Source organism: Bacteroidota bacterium, from assembly GCA_041658205.1.
Lineage (GTDB): Bacteria > Bacteroidota > Ignavibacteria > UBA10030 > UBA8401 > UBA8401.
The window spans coordinates 95704-112335 of the sequence record JBBAAO010000003.1; the positions used below are offsets into that span (position 1 = coordinate 95704).

Annotated in this window: 15 protein-coding genes; 6 read left to right on the plus strand and 9 right to left on the minus strand. The window is 42.4% G+C overall.

Annotated elements, in window-relative coordinates:
- Positions 1-22 precede the first annotated feature (22 nt).
- Positions 23-3217, plus strand: a complete 3195-nt coding sequence (locus WDA22_15610; GenBank protein MFA5834902.1) for an efflux RND transporter permease subunit — start codon at positions 23-25, stop codon at positions 3215-3217.
- Positions 3218-3547: 330 nt separating this feature from the next.
- On the opposite strand, the gene WDA22_15615 is transcribed toward WDA22_15610, so the two are convergent.
- A complete protein-coding gene (locus WDA22_15615) occupies positions 3548-3751 on the minus strand; it encodes a 4-oxalocrotonate tautomerase family protein (protein ID MFA5834903.1) in 204 nt (67 codons plus the stop codon).
- Positions 3752-3926: 175 nt separating this feature from the next.
- Between WDA22_15615 and WDA22_15620 the strand changes: the two genes are divergently transcribed.
- Positions 3927-4244: a heavy metal-binding domain-containing protein gene (locus tag WDA22_15620; protein ID MFA5834904.1), complete on the plus strand. Its 318-nt coding sequence runs from the start codon at positions 3927-3929 to the stop codon at positions 4242-4244.
- A 72-nt stretch (positions 4245-4316) separates the two neighbouring features.
- On the opposite strand, the gene rdgB is transcribed toward WDA22_15620, so the two are convergent.
- From rdgB to WDA22_15655, 7 genes are all read right to left on the minus strand, one after another.
- The gene (rdgB, locus tag WDA22_15625) at positions 4317-4904 is read right to left on the minus strand and encodes an RdgB/HAM1 family non-canonical purine NTP pyrophosphatase (protein MFA5834905.1); all 588 of its coding nucleotides are present in this window, start codon (positions 4902-4904) and stop codon (positions 4317-4319) included.
- A 30-nt stretch (positions 4905-4934) separates the two neighbouring features.
- Positions 4935-5402, minus strand: a complete 468-nt coding sequence (locus WDA22_15630) for a nucleoside deaminase (GenBank protein ID MFA5834906.1) — start codon at positions 5400-5402, stop codon at positions 4935-4937.
- Between the two features lie 25 nt (positions 5403-5427).
- Positions 5428-6786 carry a DNA repair protein RadA gene (gene radA / locus WDA22_15635; GenBank protein MFA5834907.1) on the minus strand — a complete coding sequence of 453 codons (1359 nt, stop codon included), beginning with the start codon at positions 6784-6786 and terminating at the stop codon, positions 5428-5430.
- A 150-nt stretch (positions 6787-6936) separates the two neighbouring features.
- Entirely contained in the window at positions 6937-8199 is a 1263-nt protein-coding gene (locus WDA22_15640; protein MFA5834908.1) for a TRAP transporter large permease subunit, read from the minus strand.
- On the minus strand, positions 8199-8711 hold the full coding sequence (locus WDA22_15645) for a TRAP transporter small permease (protein ID MFA5834909.1): 513 nt from the start codon (positions 8709-8711) through the stop codon (positions 8199-8201). Before WDA22_15645 ends, WDA22_15640 begins: the two co-directional genes overlap by 1 nt.
- A gap of 34 nt (positions 8712-8745) precedes the next feature.
- A complete protein-coding gene (dctP, locus tag WDA22_15650) occupies positions 8746-9738 on the minus strand; it encodes a TRAP transporter substrate-binding protein DctP (protein MFA5834910.1) in 993 nt (330 codons plus the stop codon).
- A 34-nt stretch (positions 9739-9772) separates the two neighbouring features.
- Positions 9773-10648 carry a TRAP transporter TatT component family protein gene (locus tag WDA22_15655; protein ID MFA5834911.1) on the minus strand — a complete coding sequence of 292 codons (876 nt, stop codon included), beginning with the start codon at positions 10646-10648 and terminating at the stop codon, positions 9773-9775.
- A gap of 162 nt (positions 10649-10810) precedes the next feature.
- Between WDA22_15655 and WDA22_15660 the strand changes: the two genes are divergently transcribed.
- The 4 genes from WDA22_15660 (at position 10811) to WDA22_15675 (ending at position 15904) form a co-directional block, all read left to right on the plus strand.
- Positions 10811-12160 carry an alkaline phosphatase D family protein gene (locus WDA22_15660; protein ID MFA5834912.1) on the plus strand — a complete coding sequence of 450 codons (1350 nt, stop codon included), beginning with the start codon at positions 10811-10813 and terminating at the stop codon, positions 12158-12160.
- Between the two features lie 24 nt (positions 12161-12184).
- Positions 12185-12880 (plus strand): response regulator, encoded by a 696-nt coding sequence (locus WDA22_15665; GenBank protein ID MFA5834913.1) that lies wholly within the window; start codon positions 12185-12187, stop codon positions 12878-12880.
- 4 nt (positions 12881-12884) lie between these two features.
- The gene (locus tag WDA22_15670) at positions 12885-14414 is read left to right on the plus strand and encodes an ATP-binding protein (GenBank protein MFA5834914.1); all 1530 of its coding nucleotides are present in this window, start codon (positions 12885-12887) and stop codon (positions 14412-14414) included.
- 92 nt (positions 14415-14506) lie between these two features.
- Positions 14507-15904, plus strand: coding sequence for an amino acid permease (locus tag WDA22_15675; GenBank protein ID MFA5834915.1), 1398 nt, complete (start codon positions 14507-14509; stop codon positions 15902-15904).
- 49 nt (positions 15905-15953) lie between these two features.
- On the opposite strand, the gene WDA22_15680 is transcribed toward WDA22_15675, so the two are convergent.
- Entirely contained in the window at positions 15954-16517 is a 564-nt protein-coding gene (locus WDA22_15680) for a transposase (GenBank protein ID MFA5834916.1), read from the minus strand.
- Positions 16518-16632 lie beyond the last annotated feature (115 nt).

The following is a 16632-nucleotide window of genomic DNA, read 5'->3' on the forward strand; positions in this document are numbered from 1 at the left end:
TTTAGAAAAGAGAAAGAATACAATGACAATTACAGAATTAGCAATTAAACGTCCCTCCATCATCGTCGTGATCTTCGCCGTGTTGAGTGTTCTTGGGATTTTCAGTTTCACACAATTAAATTACGAACTTCTGCCGAAGATTACTCCGCCGGTGATTACCATCAGCACCATTTATCCAGGAGCATCGCCGTACGAAGTTGAAAACAATGTAACGAAATTGATCGAAGATGCCGTTTCCGGGATTGATAAGATTGATGCCGTACGTGCAACCTCGTTCGAGGGAATCTCCTTTGTGTTCGTCGAATTCAAACAAAGTGCAAAGATAGACATCGTCCTGCAGGATGCTCAACGAAAGGTCAACCAGATTACGGCGCAACTGCCCAATGGAGCAAAAGCACCAACACTCTCGAAGATCGCTTTGGATGAAACACCTGTCCTCCGTATCGGTGTAACAAGCCAGATGCCTGCAAGGGATTTCTTCCAATTCTTCAAAGACCGTGTGCAACCGAGAATTTCGAAAATTCCGGGAGTGGGGCAGGTTGTCATCAGCGGCGGTGAACAACGCGAAATTAAAGTGAATTTGGATGCAGCGAAACTTCGGTCGTATAATCTTTCGTTGCTTCAAGTTTCCCAGGTAATAAAAAATGCCAATATGGACTTTCCCACCGGTAAGATTAAAGATATTGATGGTCAGTACATCGTCCGTGTTGCGGGAAAATTCAATTCTGTCGAAGACATGAAGAGTCTCGTCGTCGGCAAATCACGACAGGGTGGTGATATCCATCTTGATGATGTTGCCGAAGTGCAAGACGGCGTAAAAGATATGGATCAGACTAATCGCGTGAATGGTGCTACGTCTCTTGGATTGCAAATATTGAAACAGTCCGATGCGAATGCGGTTGCTGTTAGTAAAGTCGTGCGACAAGAGTTGGAAAAAATTCAAAACGATTATAAGGATGAGGGCATTACATTTGATATAGCACAAGACAGCTCTCTGTTCACCATTGAAGCGGCAAATGCCGTCGGCGTAGACCTGTTGCTTGCTATTGGAATGGTTGCTTTGGTGATGTTGTTGTTTCTCCATAGTGTTCGCAATTCTTTTATTGTATTGGTTGCAATTCCTGCTTCGCTGGTCTCAACATTTGTGGCAATGTACGCTCTTGGATTCTCACTCAATCTTATGACACTGCTTGGATTATCCTTGGTGATCGGTATTCTTGTTGATGACTCCATTGTCGTCCTGGAAAATATCTATCATCATCTGGAAAAGGGTGAAGAACAGCGGGCAGCATCGTTACGAGGACGAAATGAGATCGGATTTGCTGCATTATCCATTACTCTTGTCGACGTTGTCGTATTCTTTCCGCTTTCAGTTGTCGGCGGTTTGATCGGAAATATCATGCGTGAATTCTCTCTTGTGATTGTTGCTGCAACGTTAATGAGTTTGTTCGTTTCATTTACGGTGACACCCCTTCTTGCATCGCGATTTGCAAAGTTAGAACGATTAACCAATAAAACATTGATGGGAAAATTTGCCCTTGGTTTTGAGAAACTGTATCATCGTTTCCAAGAACACTATCTTCGAATGTTGCGATGGAGTTTAACGCATAAGAAATGGGTCGCATTCGGCACGGTGCTCTTGTTGATTGGTTCGTTCTCTCTCGTCTTCATGGGATTAATTGGATTTGAATTCATTGCGCAATCGGATCGTGGTGAGTTTGGTGTCACCATCGAACTTCAGCCCGGCGCAACGGTTGAACAGACGAACCAGGCGTCATTAGAAGTGGAGCGAATTCTTTCCACAATGCCTGAAATTCAAAAGGTGTTTACAACCGTCGGAATATCACAGGATGGTTTCATCGGTATTGCCAGCAATAATATCACTCAACTAAACGTGGCGCTTGTTCCAAAGAATAAACGCGTAAAATCAACCATCCAGGTTGGCGAAGAGATTAAAGAACGAGTCCGTGAAATTCCCGGATTGAAAGTGTTCGTCTCTCCCATCGGCATTTTTGGTGTGGCAGACCAAGCACCAATTCAGATTGCCGTGAATGGAACGAATATGAAAACCGTGCAGGAAACGGCAGATCGTGTAAAAGAAATTCTTGGCAATATTAAAGGAGCGGAAGATGTTCGACTATCATCAGAATCTGGAAAGCCGGAATTACAAATTGATATCGATCGGGCAAAACTTGCTCAGTTCGGTCTCTCCATCGCGGAAGTGGGACAAACGCTCCGCATAGCATTGGCGGGAGATGATCAGTCAAAATTTCGCGATGGCAACACTGAATATGATATCCGCATACAATTGGATGAATTCAATCGATCGCGCACTGGCGATGTGGGATCTTTAACATTCATGAACATGCGCGGACAACAGATTGAGTTAAATCAATTTGCCAATATTTACTCATCGGCAGGACCAACAAAATTACAGCGGCAGGATCGCATTAATGTTGTCTATGTCAACGCTCAAACTGTTGGACGTCCTTCCGGAACGATTGTTCAGGACTTCCGAAAAGAATTGGCAAAAATTGAACTGCCAAAATCGATCGGCATTGTGTACCTCGGTAACGAAAAAAATCAGCAAGAAGGTTTCGGCAGTATGGGAATGGCGATGTTAGCGGGAATCATTTTCATTTATTTGATCATGGTCGCATTATATGATTCATATGTGTATCCCTTTGTTGTTTTGTTCTCCATCCCTGTAGCGATGGTTGGTGTATTCATTGCAATGGCGGCGGCAGGAAAAGCACTTTCAATTTTTTCAATGCTTGGCATCATCATGTTGTTCGGTCTTGTCGCAAAAAATGCTATCCTGATTGTCGATAGAACAAATCAGATGCGCACTGAAAAAGGGATGAATGTCTTTGATGCGTTGATGGAAGCAGGACAATCTCGTCTCCGTCCGATTTTGATGACAACATTAACAATGGTGTTTGGTATGCTGCCCATTGCAATGTCCAAAGCGGCTGGTAGCGAATGGAAAACAGGCCTTGCCTGGGCGCTTGTCGGTGGATTAACAAGCTCTATGTTTTTAACTCTTCTTCTTGTTCCTGCGGTGTATATGAAAGTGGATGAATGGAAGAACAGAATTCCTGCATTCTTTAAACGTCCTTCCGGAATGTTTGGGCGTTTCAAGAAAAATGGTTCGAATGGAAATGGAATTGCAGTGCATACAAACGGACACTTGGAAGTAACTTCGACAAACAATTAGAAGCTATCTCAAAAACACAAAAAAAACAGTCATTCTGAATCCCGATGTTGTTTATCGGGATGAACCTGCCTGCCGCACCGAAGGTGTCCTTTGGACAGGCAGGGAATCTGAAAATAGTATCAGATTTGCCGTCATCATTTTGTATTATGCGGCACTCCGTACAGCGGAGCTTCGCTGCGCTTAGTATAAAAACATCCAAGGCTTCCGCCAAAAAGAAGGCGGACAAGTGCTCAGAATAGCAATAGTTTCATTTTTGAAATGGATTCTAGCAATTATGCTGTTCATAACAAAGAATCCCCGAAAACATAGTGTCTTCGGGGATTTCCTTTTCTATGTCCCTTTCTTTCGCAGTTCTGTTGTCAACTTCCCTGCGAATCCCCAATTATCAGTCTCTACTTCATCGATAACGATATGAATATGTTCAGGCTTCTTTCCTAAAACACGCTGCAGGGTTTCAGTAATCTCTTTCACCACCTGGGCTTTCTGAGAAACGGTCACTCCGTCTTTTGTTATTTTAACATTAACGTATGGCATGCTGTCCTTTCCTGATTATTTTATCGGGATTATTTTGAAGTTATCTGTGTGGTTCTAAGGAATTTATTTGCTGCTTTTATGTTATAGTAAGAGTATTTTCACTACACCTAACAATATAAGAAGAGGTTCAATACTTTTTCCATCAGAAGATACCACATTAACCATTGGAGGAACAATGTTACTTACCACAACAAACACGGTTGAAGGGAGAAAAGCTCTTAAATATTATGGATTGGTCAGCGGCGAAGCGATTCTTGGTGCGAATATCTTCAAGGATTTGTTTGCCGGGATCCGCGATATTGTCGGCGGGCGTTCAGCTGCGTATGAGGAAGAGTTACGCCATGCAAAAGATATTGCGCTGGATGAAATGCAGCAACAGGCCCGTTCACTTGGAGCCAATGCTATTATTGGTGTTGATCTGGATTATGAAACTGTCGGGAATGGTACAATGCTGATGGTCAGTGCGAGCGGTACGGCTGTAACGTTGGAGTAATTGTCAAGTCTGTCGAAAATACCTCGCAGGTCTAAAAGACCTGTGAGGTGTTGAAAACCTATAGGGTCTTCCTTAAATTTGTTTTAGCACCTCTACTGCTTTTTCCAAAGCGCGTGCACGATGACTGAGTTTATTTTTTTCTTCAATGCTCATCTCAGCATACGTTCTGGAAAATCCTTTTGGCATAAAGAGCGGATCATAACCAAATCCCTGATCGCCGCGCGGTTCTTCAATGATGATCCCTTCAACATTTCCTTCCACCGTTCGTTGAATTCCCTTACCGACGATTGCAATAACAGTGCGGAATTGGGCTTTTCGTCTGCGCGGTGCAACACCTGTCATCGCTCGGCGTAATTTGTCGCAATTATCCTTATACGTTGCATTCTCCCCCGCATAACGGGCAGAATAAACTCCCGGTTTCATGGCAAGATAAAAAACTTCCAATCCGGTATCGTCGGCAAGCGAAAGCATTCCTGTCACTTCAAAAGCCTCGCGAGCTTTCTTCAATGCGTTCCCTTCAAGCGTCGATTCATCCTCAATTGTCTTTGGACCGTTGGGAATATCAATGAGTGAATGGACTTCTAAGGGAAGCGACGCAAAAAAATGTTTGATCTCTTCAACTTTATGGAGATTATTTGTTGCTAGAAGAATCTTTTTCACACTGTTTTCCTTGGAAAGAGATCGTAGTAGTTAATATTGGATTTTATCGTGCTTTTGCTCCCATTCCCGAAATGCGGCAAGCGCTTCCTCGCGCATTAATTGTGCGGTTGGAATTTTTCGATTGGAGATTTTTTTGGGAAGTTCTTCATAGAGGAATTCATCATCAAAACCGATCTTTGCCGCATCGCCTCTTCCATTCGCAAAGTAAATTTTATCTGGCCTCGCCCAATAGATGGCACCGAGACACATTGGACACGGTTCGCATGACGTGTAGATTTCACACCCGGTCAGTTGGAACGTCTTTAATTCTTTACATGCATTGCGGATAGCAACAATCTCTGCGTGCGCCGTCGGATCATTTGTAGACGTAACACTATTTGTTCCCCGTGCAACGATTTTTCCATCTTTCACAATCACACACGCAAACGGTCCGCCGATTCCATCGCGAATATTTTGAATTGAAAGCCGAATAGCTTCCCACATAAATTCTGCGTTCATACGTTTTTCCTGCTGAATAGTATTATTATCCGACCAACTGTTTAATCGCTTCTTGAATTGTCTCCACCCCAATGATGGAAATATCTTTTGACGATTTCATTTTCTTTGCATTCGTTGTCGGAACAATGATTGTTTTGAATCCAAGTTTTGCCGATTCTTGAACACGTTTGTCACAATGCGCAATGGTCCGAATTTCTCCTCCTAATCCAATTTCTCCAATAGCAACGGTCTGCGAATCAACAGGAATGTCACGGAGCGACGATACAATCGCAGTAGCTATTCCCAGATCGGCTGCCGGTTCGTCAATTCGAATTCCTCCCGCAACATTAACAAACACATCATGCGCACCAGTATTGATTCCCACTCGTTTATCCAACACTGCCAATAACATCTGCAAACGCCTCAGATCAAATCCTGTCGACGTTCGTTGAGGCATACCATAATTACTTGTGGAAACCAGCGCTTGTACTTCAATTAAGATCGGTCGCGTTCCTTCCAGACTTGCGACGATGGCCGCACCGCTTGATCCATAACTTCTCTCAGAAAGAAATATTTCCGAGGGATTCAATACTTCCCGCAAACCGGTATCATGCATCTCAAAGATGCCAATCTCATTCGTTGACCCGAAACGATTTTTTATTCCTCTCAATATTCTATAAGCGTAATGCTTCTCCCCTTCAAATTGCAGAACGGCATCCACCATATGTTCAATCACCCGCGGACCGGCAATTGCACCTTCTTTCGTCACATGCCCAATCAGAATAATTGGGATATTCTTCGCTTTTGCTATTCGCGTCAGCATTCCTGTTGATTCGCGCACCTGACCAACACTTCCGGGAGCACTTTCTAGATTGGGATTAAATAATGTCTGGATTGAATCAACAATCACCAAATCCGGCAAAGCCCGTTCAATCACATCGATGATTGTCTCAAGATTCGTTTCAGCAAGAAGTTGAAAATTGTTTGTGGCTTTTCCCAACCGTTCTGCTCGAAGTTTTACTTGTTTAGGAGATTCTTCCCCGGTAATGTAGAGAACTACTTTATCTTTCAAATGAAGTGCAACCTGCATCATCAAAGTCGATTTTCCGATTCCTGGATCACCGCCAAGAAGAATGACGCTGCCGGTAACAATTCCTCCTCCAAGCACACGATCGAACTCCGCCATACCTGAAACAAAACGGACGTCTGCAATGCTATCCACCTCATGAAGAGGAACTGGTGCAATTTTAGATGCGATGCCCCCGCTTTTGCGGACAAGTTTTAACGGAGTCGGAGCTTCTTCAACAAATGTGTTCCATTCATTGCAATTTGGGCATTTACCAGTCCAACGGGCTGAAACGTAACCGCAAGATTGACAGACATATTTTGACGATTGTTTTGACATATAGAGTAAATATAGCCACAATGTGAGAGAGGCACAAAGATAATTTTCAAATTTCCGTTGATGTATAAGAGAAGGGAATCATCAAAACAACGAAGGCATTCCTGAGTGAAATGCCTTCAAGTTAAAACGTATTATTGATTGGTGAGGTGACTATTGCACCAGCCACAAACTCAATTCCGGAACGTATGTTATTAAAATCAGGGCAATGAAAAGAACAAAAATAAATGGAAGTGTTGCAATCGCTACTTGTCCGATTGACCGTTTAAAACGGAAGCTTGCCATAAAGAGATTCAGTCCTATCGGCGGCATAAGATAGGCGATCTCAAGATTTGCCAGAAAGATAATCCCAAGATGGATCGGATCGATACCATATTGTCGTGCTACGGGAACAATAAGTGGAACAACAACGATGGCAGAAAAAATCTCCATCATCATTCCGATAATGAGGAGAAAAACATTCAGGATCAGCAGAAAGAATATTTTGCTGGTGACAACCTGACTGATATATTCAAATAGTTTTTGCGGAACCTGTTGATCGATCAGATAATTCGTTAATCCCATCGCACAGCCAAGAATCATAATGATGGCACCGACCAAGACCATACTTTCTTTCATGACGCGAGGAACATCGGTGAAAAACTTCAGATCCTTATAAATGAACACTTCAACAACAAACACATAGAACGCCGTCACAGCCGCCGCTTCCGTTGCCGTGAACAATCCGCCGTAAATACCAAAAATGATGAAGAATGGGAGCGGTATCTCCCACGCTATTCCTCTAATTGCCTTCCACGCTTTTTTGGCATCAAACGGATGGCGAGGCACATGCGATTTGCTTCCCTGCTGAATGCTGTAGATTGCAACCACCAACATCAGAATGACGCCTGGAACAATCCCCGCTTTGAACAATGCGTCAACGGAGACCTCGGCGAATGTTCCGTAAAGAATAATCGGCAATGATGGCGGGAACAAAAGTCCCAAACTGCCGGACGTTGTGACAAGACCGAGTGCAAATTTTTCAGAATACTTTTCCGAGATCAGAATAGGAAAGACCAATCCACCAAGCGCCACAATCGTTACGCCCGAACCGCCTGTAAATGCCGTAAAAACCGCGCAGCTGATCAACACAACAATTGCAAGACCGCCCGGCATCCACCCGATGAGCGCCTGTGCCAGCGCAACAATGCGCAGAGGAGCTTTGCTTTCGGCAAGAAAATATCCGGCTACTGTAAATAAAGGAATGGCAAGCAGAACCGGTTGACCGGCAAGACGGTACAATTCAATGATGACCGCAGCAGTATCAATCCCCTCTTGGGAAAATCCATACATGGAGATGGCACCGATGATTGTGAAGAGGGGCGTACCGATAAGAACGAGAAGAATAAGTCCGAGAATGATGAGAATGATCGACATTAGTGCTTCGCCTCCTCAGTATTCCAATTCCCTTTGATCATTTCAACACTCCAATTCAACGCGCGGACAACAAAGCGAAACGACAGCATCGCATAACCAATCGGAATAATAATAATAAAATACCAACTAGGAAGGTCAAGAATAAGAGTTGATTGCGATTCCATTTCGAGTTGAACGAACGAAATCGATGCCTGCATCAATAAATAACAGATGATCCCTGCAAAAATGCTGGTGATCACAAAAAATACCTTCCGTGGTTTTTCTGGCACCATTTTGCTTACAAATTCAATCCGCAAATGTCTCCCCTCACCGGTAGCAATAACGGCACCGAAATATCCAACCCACAACACAAGGTGGCGAAGGAAAATATCTCCCCACTCAATGCTCGATTCAAAAAAATTTCTCAGAATCACTTGGCCAAATGCCATAACAATCATAACTCCGAGCAAACTGACGAGCAACCAGCCGGAAATTTTTTCAAGCCATTTATCTATGAGAAGTATTGGTTTCATACTATCGTAAGAGTGAATAACATAAGCACACTATTTATTTTTTTGCTCTAAAATCTGAGAGAGCTTTTTCAACACGATTCAACAGATCTTCGGAATACAACCTTCCGACAAGTGAACGGCGCGCTTTGCTGCCAATCTCATCATACGATTTTAATTCATTGGCATCCGGTTTATTGAATGTCATCTTATTCTTTTTCAGCGTTTCCAATGATTTAATATTGTCTTTTCGGCTCTGTTCCGTCAGTTTACGCATGAATGCTTTCCCATGCTTTACCAGGATCTGTTGTAAATCTGCCGGAATCTTATCAAAATCACGTTTGGATATTACTACTGCACCAGAAGCATTCGTGAGCGGATAATCCATTAAATGACTGGTAGCGGAATTCCATTGCAACGAAACAATCGCTAACGGTGACGCATATGCACCGGTGATTAATCCGGTCTGAAGAGAAGTGACAACATCGGTAATGGAAAGCTGTATCGGATTGATACCAATAGTCTTAAATGTTGCATCGGCTACGGGATCACCTTCCCATTCCCACATTTTAATATTATGAAGATCACTGATCTTGGAAACGGGTGATTTAGAAATGATATAGACTGAACCGACCTCTGCCCAGCCAAGAAGAACAAATCCGCCGTTTGAAAATTCTTTATCGAACTCCGCGTCGAATTGTGACACAATATAGTCGACTTCTGCATGATTCTTAAACAAGAATGGCGCATCAAGCACCCGGGCAGATTTTGCAATCTCACCAATGCCGAATCCGGTAATCCCTGCGCTGTTTAATTGACCAAGACGGATCTTCCGCATCACATCCTTTTCATCTCCGGCAACTCCGCCGGGATAAATACGAAATCCAAGTTTGCCGCCGCTTTCTTTTTTCACGGCAGCATCATATTCTTTCATGATGTTGATCCAAGTGCTTCCTTCCGGTGCCAGCGTGGCGAATTTAATAACATATTCTTGCGCATAACCAATTGTGGTTAATACAATAACGCAAATGATCAAAAAGAGTTTTTTCATATTGAAGCTCGGGAAATCGTTGGGTGATTATACATTAGAAGAACAGCTCGTCGATACGTTCAGCAAGCTTTTTTGCTTTTCGTTTTGCGATGGCATTCACCAGGCGTTGTTGCGGCAGTTCATCAAGCGAAGTTTCATCGATCGTTCTCAGCAATTTTTCAAACAGTGCTTTATCCTGCATCTGCACGCAATAACTTTTTGCCATATACAGATGCGGGAGGATAAATTTATTGTTCCCAATCTCAAAACATTTTTCAAAATGGTATCGTGCGCTGTCTGGTTTTCCGCCCAGGTTCTTGGGAGTTGTTGCAAGAATCGCGGCAAAATAGAGATGGGCGCTTCCGTAAAAATAGGTTTCATCGTTCTTCAAAACAAATTCCATCATCGCATTCACTTTGGGAAGATCGCCGAGCACCGACGGATCGGAAATACTGACGTTGATCAGATTTCCCCATGCATTTGCCGTCCAAAAAATCATCGGAACGTCTTCTTTGCTGAATTGTTCCAGACTTTTTTTAAATGCTGTTTGATCTTGTTCGAATGCTTGTGCAAACTGTTTGTTCTTTTTTAACGACCGTAAACCGTAATCACGCGCTCGAGCATACAAAATTTTGGCGCGTTCAACATCCACATCTTCCACAAAACCAAGAGTATATCCTGTATATCCTTCCGTCAGCAGGAATGCCAGGTGATCATCATCTTTATCTTTCGCACGATATAACGCCTCCAATAACGTCAAGTTGCCTGGAATTGCTTTCTCTGCAAAATCAAGATCGGATTCTTCAAAGATCGCTTCGAGACCATAATCAACAATATTGGTTGTTGCGTTAACTGCTACTGTGTTGACAACACCACAAGACCAGTGGATGATCGAAAAGAATAGAAAAATAAAAAATGAGATCTGTTTCATATGCTTAGAAAATAAAAAATTGTTGGCCTATATCCAAGGTGGAATGTGTGCTGGAAAATGAAAAATACTTAAGGATTTACAATTTTTTAGCGACAAGAATGCTTGCTTCCTTGTTTCTAATGGGGTACTTTTATTTACCATAATGAAAAGAAAGGATCCACTTTGAAGCGCGTCTGCTCTATTCTATTGATCTCAATATTATTCACATTCTCCCTCTATAGCCAGTTGTCACCGCTGCGTTCCGGTCCAATGGTCGGCTATGGTCAAATGACGGAGATCATGTTATGGGTGCAAACAATAAAACCGTCGACAGTTCAATATCAATATTGGGAATCTGCCAATCCAAAATTAAAAATGAAAAGTGTGCCGGTAAAAGCATTGGAAGAGAATTCCTTCATTGCAAAAACAGCAATTGCAGGATTACAGCCGGGGAAAAAATTTGAGTTTGAACTGATGATTGACGGAAAAGTCGTTAAACGAAATTATCCCTTACGATTCCAAACGCAACCGTTATGGCAGTGGCGGACGGACCCACCCGATTTTTCGGTTGCCTTTGGATCATGTGCTTATGTGAACGAACCAGAAGTTGACCGCCCTGGAAAACCATACGGAAGCGACTATGGGATTTTTAATACCATTGCATCAAAGAGCCCAGACCTTTTTATTTGGGGCGGGGACAATACGTATCTTCGTGAAGTGGATTGGGATTCTCGGTCGGGAATCATTCATCGTTACACCCATACTCGTGAAATTCCTGAAATGCAGGCACTCTTGGGAAGCACACATAATTATGCAACATGGGACGATCATGATTTTGGACCAAATAATGCGGATAGAACAAACAGATTGAAAGACGTTTCTCTTGATGTATTCAAACTCTTTTGGGCAAATCAAACATATGGAACGGATGAAACCAAAGGAGTGTTCGGAAGATTTCTGTGGGGTGACGTTGAATTCTTTTTACTCGATGATCGGTACCATCGTTCTCCAAATGATGCACCGGACGACAATAAAAAGACAATGTTTGGCACTGAACAATTGCAATGGTTAAAGGATTGTTTAACAAACAGCTCGGCACCATTTAAATTCGTTGTGAATGGAAATCAGGTATTAAATGCCAACGGTAATTATTATGAAGCAATGACTCAGTTTACAAGCGAATATCAAGAGATGGTTTCCTTTATCAAAAAAAATAATATTTCAGGCGTTATGTTCCTCAGCGGGGACCGTCATCTTACTGAACTTGTAGTCCATAACGATAGCACCTTCTATCCTCTCTATGATTTCACAAGTTCGGCATTAACATCAGGAATGAATAGTGAGATAAGTGAAAAAGAATTAAAAAGTTCATCCCGCGTTGAAGGAACATTAGTAAACGATGCACATAATTTTGGTATGTTGCGCTTTACCGGACATGGAAAAGATCGCGCTGTTACGATGGAATGCTATGATCTTACTGGTGCATTGCGTTGGTCAAAAACTATTAAAGCAAACGAACTTCGTGCAAAATAATCAGAACATTGTTGGAACAATCCTATGAAAGAACAAAAAGCAAAAATTCTCATTGTTGAGGATGAAAAAAAAATTTCTGCACTGATCCGCAAAGGATTGGAAGAGGATAAGTATTCGGTTGACGATGCATTCGACGGTGACAAAGGTGAACAACTTGCCAAAAAGCAGCCGTACGACTTGATTATTTTAGATATTATGCTCCCCAAAAAAGATGGGATACAGGTGTTGGATGCGTTACGTAAAGAACAGATAGAGACACCCATCCTTATGCTCACGGCAAAAGGAACTGTTGAAGACCGCGTAAAAGGCCTGGACACCGGTGCAGATGATTATCTCGTAAAACCTTTTGCTATCACGGAATTGCTTGCTCGAGTTCGTTCATTACTGCGTCGGAAAAAAGGTGCGGAAAAATCTGCCACAACATTAACCATTGCGGATCTTACGTTGGATCTTGTTGCCCGAAAAGTTATCCGCAGCGGAAAATTAATCGACCTGACCTCAAAAGAATTTTCGTTGTTGGAGTATTTCATCCGTAACAAGAATAAAACTCTGAACCGAAGCACCATCACCGAACATATTTGGAATTATAATTTCGACACTGGTACAAACATTATTGATGTGTACATCAACCATCTCCGGACAAAGATTGACGGTGGATTCCAAACCAAATTACTTCACACCATCCGCGGCGTTGGATACGTTCTGAAAGATCATGCCTAAAACAATGAAGAATCTTCACCGGTCTATTCGATTCAAACTGACGTTGTATTATTCCCTCATCGTGGGTGGAACGTTATTGGGATTTGCCCTTGCTTCCTATTATTACACAGAACAGAATCTTCTTTCCAGCCTTGACCGTTCGTTATACAATGAAGTGGTATGGTTAAAAAATTTCATTGAACCTCGCGCCAGTAAAGTTAAAGTGAAAAAACAGAGGATCAAACCCAAACAACAAGCAGCAAATGAAAAAAAATCCCCAACACAGGAAATTCGAAAGTCCGACGAGATTGAAATCGTCAACACAGATTCATTGGATGTTGAATTTGACGCCATTTGGAATCAGATCTATGAACATACTCTTCTAACGCCAAAAAAACAGATCATCCAAATCAAAGATAGAAATGGCGATATCCTCTATAAATCGGGATTGGGGAAGGAAGATATCACGTTCGATGAAGTTCCGCAGGATATTACCAAACTCGTCACTATTTGGAACGCCAAGGGACAACCGCTCCGGCTTGCTGTCAGTCAAGACAGAACAATGAAAGTGTATGTCGCATATCCTATTTCAGAGATTGATGATGTACTCAGCAATCTTTTTTCGATTTTTTTATTTTTAATACCGGTAGCAGTTGTAATTTCCGTCGGCGGCGGGTGGTTCCTCGCAACGCGTTCACTCAAGCCGGTGGATGATATTGCACGAGCAGCACGGGCAATCACCGCTCATAATCTCGATCAGCGAATCCAATTTTCTGGTGTAGATGATGAACTGGGCCGTCTTGTTGCAACATTTAATGAAATGATTAGCCGACTGCAACTGTCATTCACACAGATACAGCAATTTTCCAGCGATGCATCGCACGAATTACGCACACCATTAACAATTATGCGCGGCGAACTGGAACTTGCGCTCCGATCAAAAAAGAATTCATCCGAACAATATCGCACCGTACTCTCCAGCGCACTCGAAGAGACAATGCATATGACCGCTATTATCGAGAATCTGCTCACCTTGGCAAAGGCAGATCGCGGATTGACGAACTTTACAAAAGAAGATGTTTGGCTCCGGTCGATTGTTCAGGAATTGTTTGAGGATTGTGAAATGCTTGCAGAGCACAAAGAAATTACAGTAACACTCGGAACATTGGACGACGCCCTCATATTGGGTGATGCTGTTCGGATACGTCAATTGTTATTGAATCTTGTCGACAATGCCATTAAATATACGCCGGAACGCGGAACCGTTGCGATCTCGCTTATTCGGGAACAATATCAAGCCAGAATTGATATTAAAGATTCGGGCGTAGGGATTCCCTCCGAGGACATTTCAAAAATATTCGATCGTTTCTACCGTGTGGATAAAGCCCGAACAAGAGAACTGGGCGGGAGCGGACTTGGTCTTTCCATTTCTAAATGGATCGCCGATATTCATGGTGGAACGATTTCTGTGGAAAGCACTGTGAACAGCGGAAGTATTTTCACAGTAACACTACCGTTAAAGCCCCAATCACCGCAGTTGGAGATCTTCAACTAAATTCTTCTATGCATTGCATCTTGCTGTGTGATTGACTATTTTTTTCCGAGAATTATTTCCCATCGTATCAATTACCCATTCAGGAGAAACGAATGTCATCGGAACCACAAAAGAATACTCTTGCCCGCCGTTTAACACTCACAAACGCAATCATGGTTGTTATCGGCTCGGTGATCGGCTCTGGAATATTCCTCACTCCGCAAAATGTTGCAGCAAATGTTGATGTGCCGGGATTGATGATTGGTGTGTGGATTCTCACCGGATTGCTGACGCTTGCCGGTGCGTTAACAAATGCAGAAGTTGCCAGCTTAATTCCAGAAGCCGGTGGCCAATATGTCTTTTTCCGGGTTACATTCGGACAGTTGACTGCTTTTCTATATGGATGGACTACGTTTATCGTTTATCAAACCGGATCTATTGCTGCTATCGCTGTTGCCTTCGCAAAATACCTCGGTTATTTCGTCGACCTTCCGCATTTGGGACCGGAGTTGGAGGCATGGCAACTTCCTTTGCTTGGAAATATTTTCCCGTTAAAAAATATTGGTGTCACAATGGTTGCGATTCTTGCAATCATCACGGTAACGACAATTAACTATTTCGGCGTCCAGTTTGGAGGGATGATTCAGAATATTTTCACCATCTTAAAGGTGGTAGCCATCGGCGCGATTATCGTCCTGGCATTCTCTTCCGGAAAAGGAAACGTTGATAATTTCTTTCCGCTTTGGGGAATGCCTTCTTCCGGTTCATTACTTGCTGCAGTCGGAGTTGCGATGATTGCTACGTTGTGGTCATACGATGGTTGGAATTCCCTCACCTATCTTGCAGGAGAAGTCATTGAACCGCAGAAAAATATTCCGCGTGCATTAATCTTTGGAACGCTTGCCGTTATTCTCATCTATGTCACTACAAATATGGCCTACCTGTATATTCTCCCCATCGGACAAATAGCACAATCAAAACTTGTTGCAGCGGATGTGATGGATGCAATTTTTTATGGCTGGGGAGGTGCAATTATTTCGGCAATGGTAATGATCTCAACATTCGGCACAGTGAATGCAACATCTATGACAACTGCTCGTGTTTTTTATGCAATGGCAAAAGATAAGATGTTCTTTAAAAGTATGGGTGAAATTCATCCGAAATTCCGTACACCGAACAAATCGCTCGTTGTTCAATGCATCTGGGCCTGTATACTCTGTTTGACCGGCACGTATGATCAGATCTTCACGTATGTGATTTTTGCGGGTTGGATTTTTTATGCACTTGGAGGCGCGGCAGTGTTTATCCTTCGCAGCAAACAACCAAATGATGTACGTTCATACAAAGTTCCATTTTATCCAGTCATTCCTATTGTTTTTATTATTGTTGCAACGTGGTTCGTCTACAATACGATTGTTGAACAAACAGCAGATTCGATGGTTGGATTATTTTTGGTTGCGGCTGGAATTCCGTTTTATCTCTACTGGCAAAAACAGATGACGAAAGCCTGATGTTTTCTCATTCACGCCATAACTTAACGTCATGGCGTGAATAAGAACATCATATCCAATATTCACTTCGCACAGATTGTACCAACTCTTCAGAGTATTGTTTAAAATCATTGGACGTTTTGAAGTACTCTCCATAAAATTTCTTATCGACGGTAACTCCATGACTGTCAGTCATTGCACTACTATCTATCAGCATACGGTAGCTTGAATATTTCCAATCTTCTAATCTGGTCACTAATCTAGCACGTAGTGGATTTTGATGGATGTAGTTCAATAAGATAAACAAGTATCGTTCATCCGTAATTTCTTTTGCTTTCGTGTTTTGTTGAAAGAGATTTCCATTCCGGTCAAAGCGTTTATTGATCGCTCTTGTGTAAGAACGGAGCACAACACCTATTGATTTCGATATTTGCAAAGTATCGTTTGATTCGATACGGATCAGAAAATGAAAATGTGTCGGCATTAAGCAATAAGCAATCACCGAACAATGTAGAGAAAGATATGTTTGAAATTTTAAGAGAAAAAAGAGATGGTTTTCTTCTTGGGGAAAGAGTTTTTCTTTATTGTTCGTACGGTTATAGAGATGGTAGTATTTACCGTATTCAAAAATCATTAATACAATGTTAAAAAACTCTTGTCATGACGTCAAGTCACGGAATGAGTTATAACATTGTTATTTGAGGTCAAATACGCGAAGTCAAGGGTCTCAATCATGCCATGACTTAAAG

Excerpts from the sequence above, each read along its gene's own strand:
- WDA22_15670 (MFA5834914.1), top strand. The coding sequence starts at position 12,885 with ATGAAGAATCTTCACCGGTCTATTCGATTCAAACTGACGTTGTATTAT.
- dctP (MFA5834910.1), bottom strand. The coding sequence starts at position 9,738 with ATGAAAAAACTCTTTTTGATCATTTGCGTTATTGTATTAACCACAATT.
- WDA22_15645 (MFA5834909.1), bottom strand. The coding sequence starts at position 8,711 with ATGAAACCAATACTTCTCATAGATAAATGGCTTGAAAAAATTTCCGGC.
- WDA22_15615 (MFA5834903.1), bottom strand. The coding sequence starts at position 3,751 with ATGCCATACGTTAATGTTAAAATAACAAAAGACGGAGTGACCGTTTCT.
- WDA22_15655 (MFA5834911.1), bottom strand. The coding sequence starts at position 10,648 with ATGAAACAGATCTCATTTTTTATTTTTCTATTCTTTTCGATCATCCAC.
- radA (MFA5834907.1), bottom strand. The coding sequence starts at position 6,786 with ATGTCAAAACAATCGTCAAAATATGTCTGTCAATCTTGCGGTTACGTT.
- WDA22_15675 (MFA5834915.1), top strand. The coding sequence starts at position 14,507 with ATGTCATCGGAACCACAAAAGAATACTCTTGCCCGCCGTTTAACACTC.
- WDA22_15630 (MFA5834906.1), bottom strand. The coding sequence starts at position 5,402 with ATGAACGCAGAATTTATGTGGGAAGCTATTCGGCTTTCAATTCAAAAT.
- WDA22_15610 (MFA5834902.1), top strand. The coding sequence starts at position 23 with ATGACAATTACAGAATTAGCAATTAAACGTCCCTCCATCATCGTCGTG.
- WDA22_15620 (MFA5834904.1), top strand. The coding sequence starts at position 3,927 with ATGTTACTTACCACAACAAACACGGTTGAAGGGAGAAAAGCTCTTAAA.
- WDA22_15680 (MFA5834916.1), bottom strand. The coding sequence starts at position 16,517 with ATGATTTTTGAATACGGTAAATACTACCATCTCTATAACCGTACGAAC.
- WDA22_15665 (MFA5834913.1), top strand. The coding sequence starts at position 12,185 with ATGAAAGAACAAAAAGCAAAAATTCTCATTGTTGAGGATGAAAAAAAA.
- WDA22_15640 (MFA5834908.1), bottom strand. The coding sequence starts at position 8,199 with ATGTCGATCATTCTCATCATTCTCGGACTTATTCTTCTCGTTCTTATC.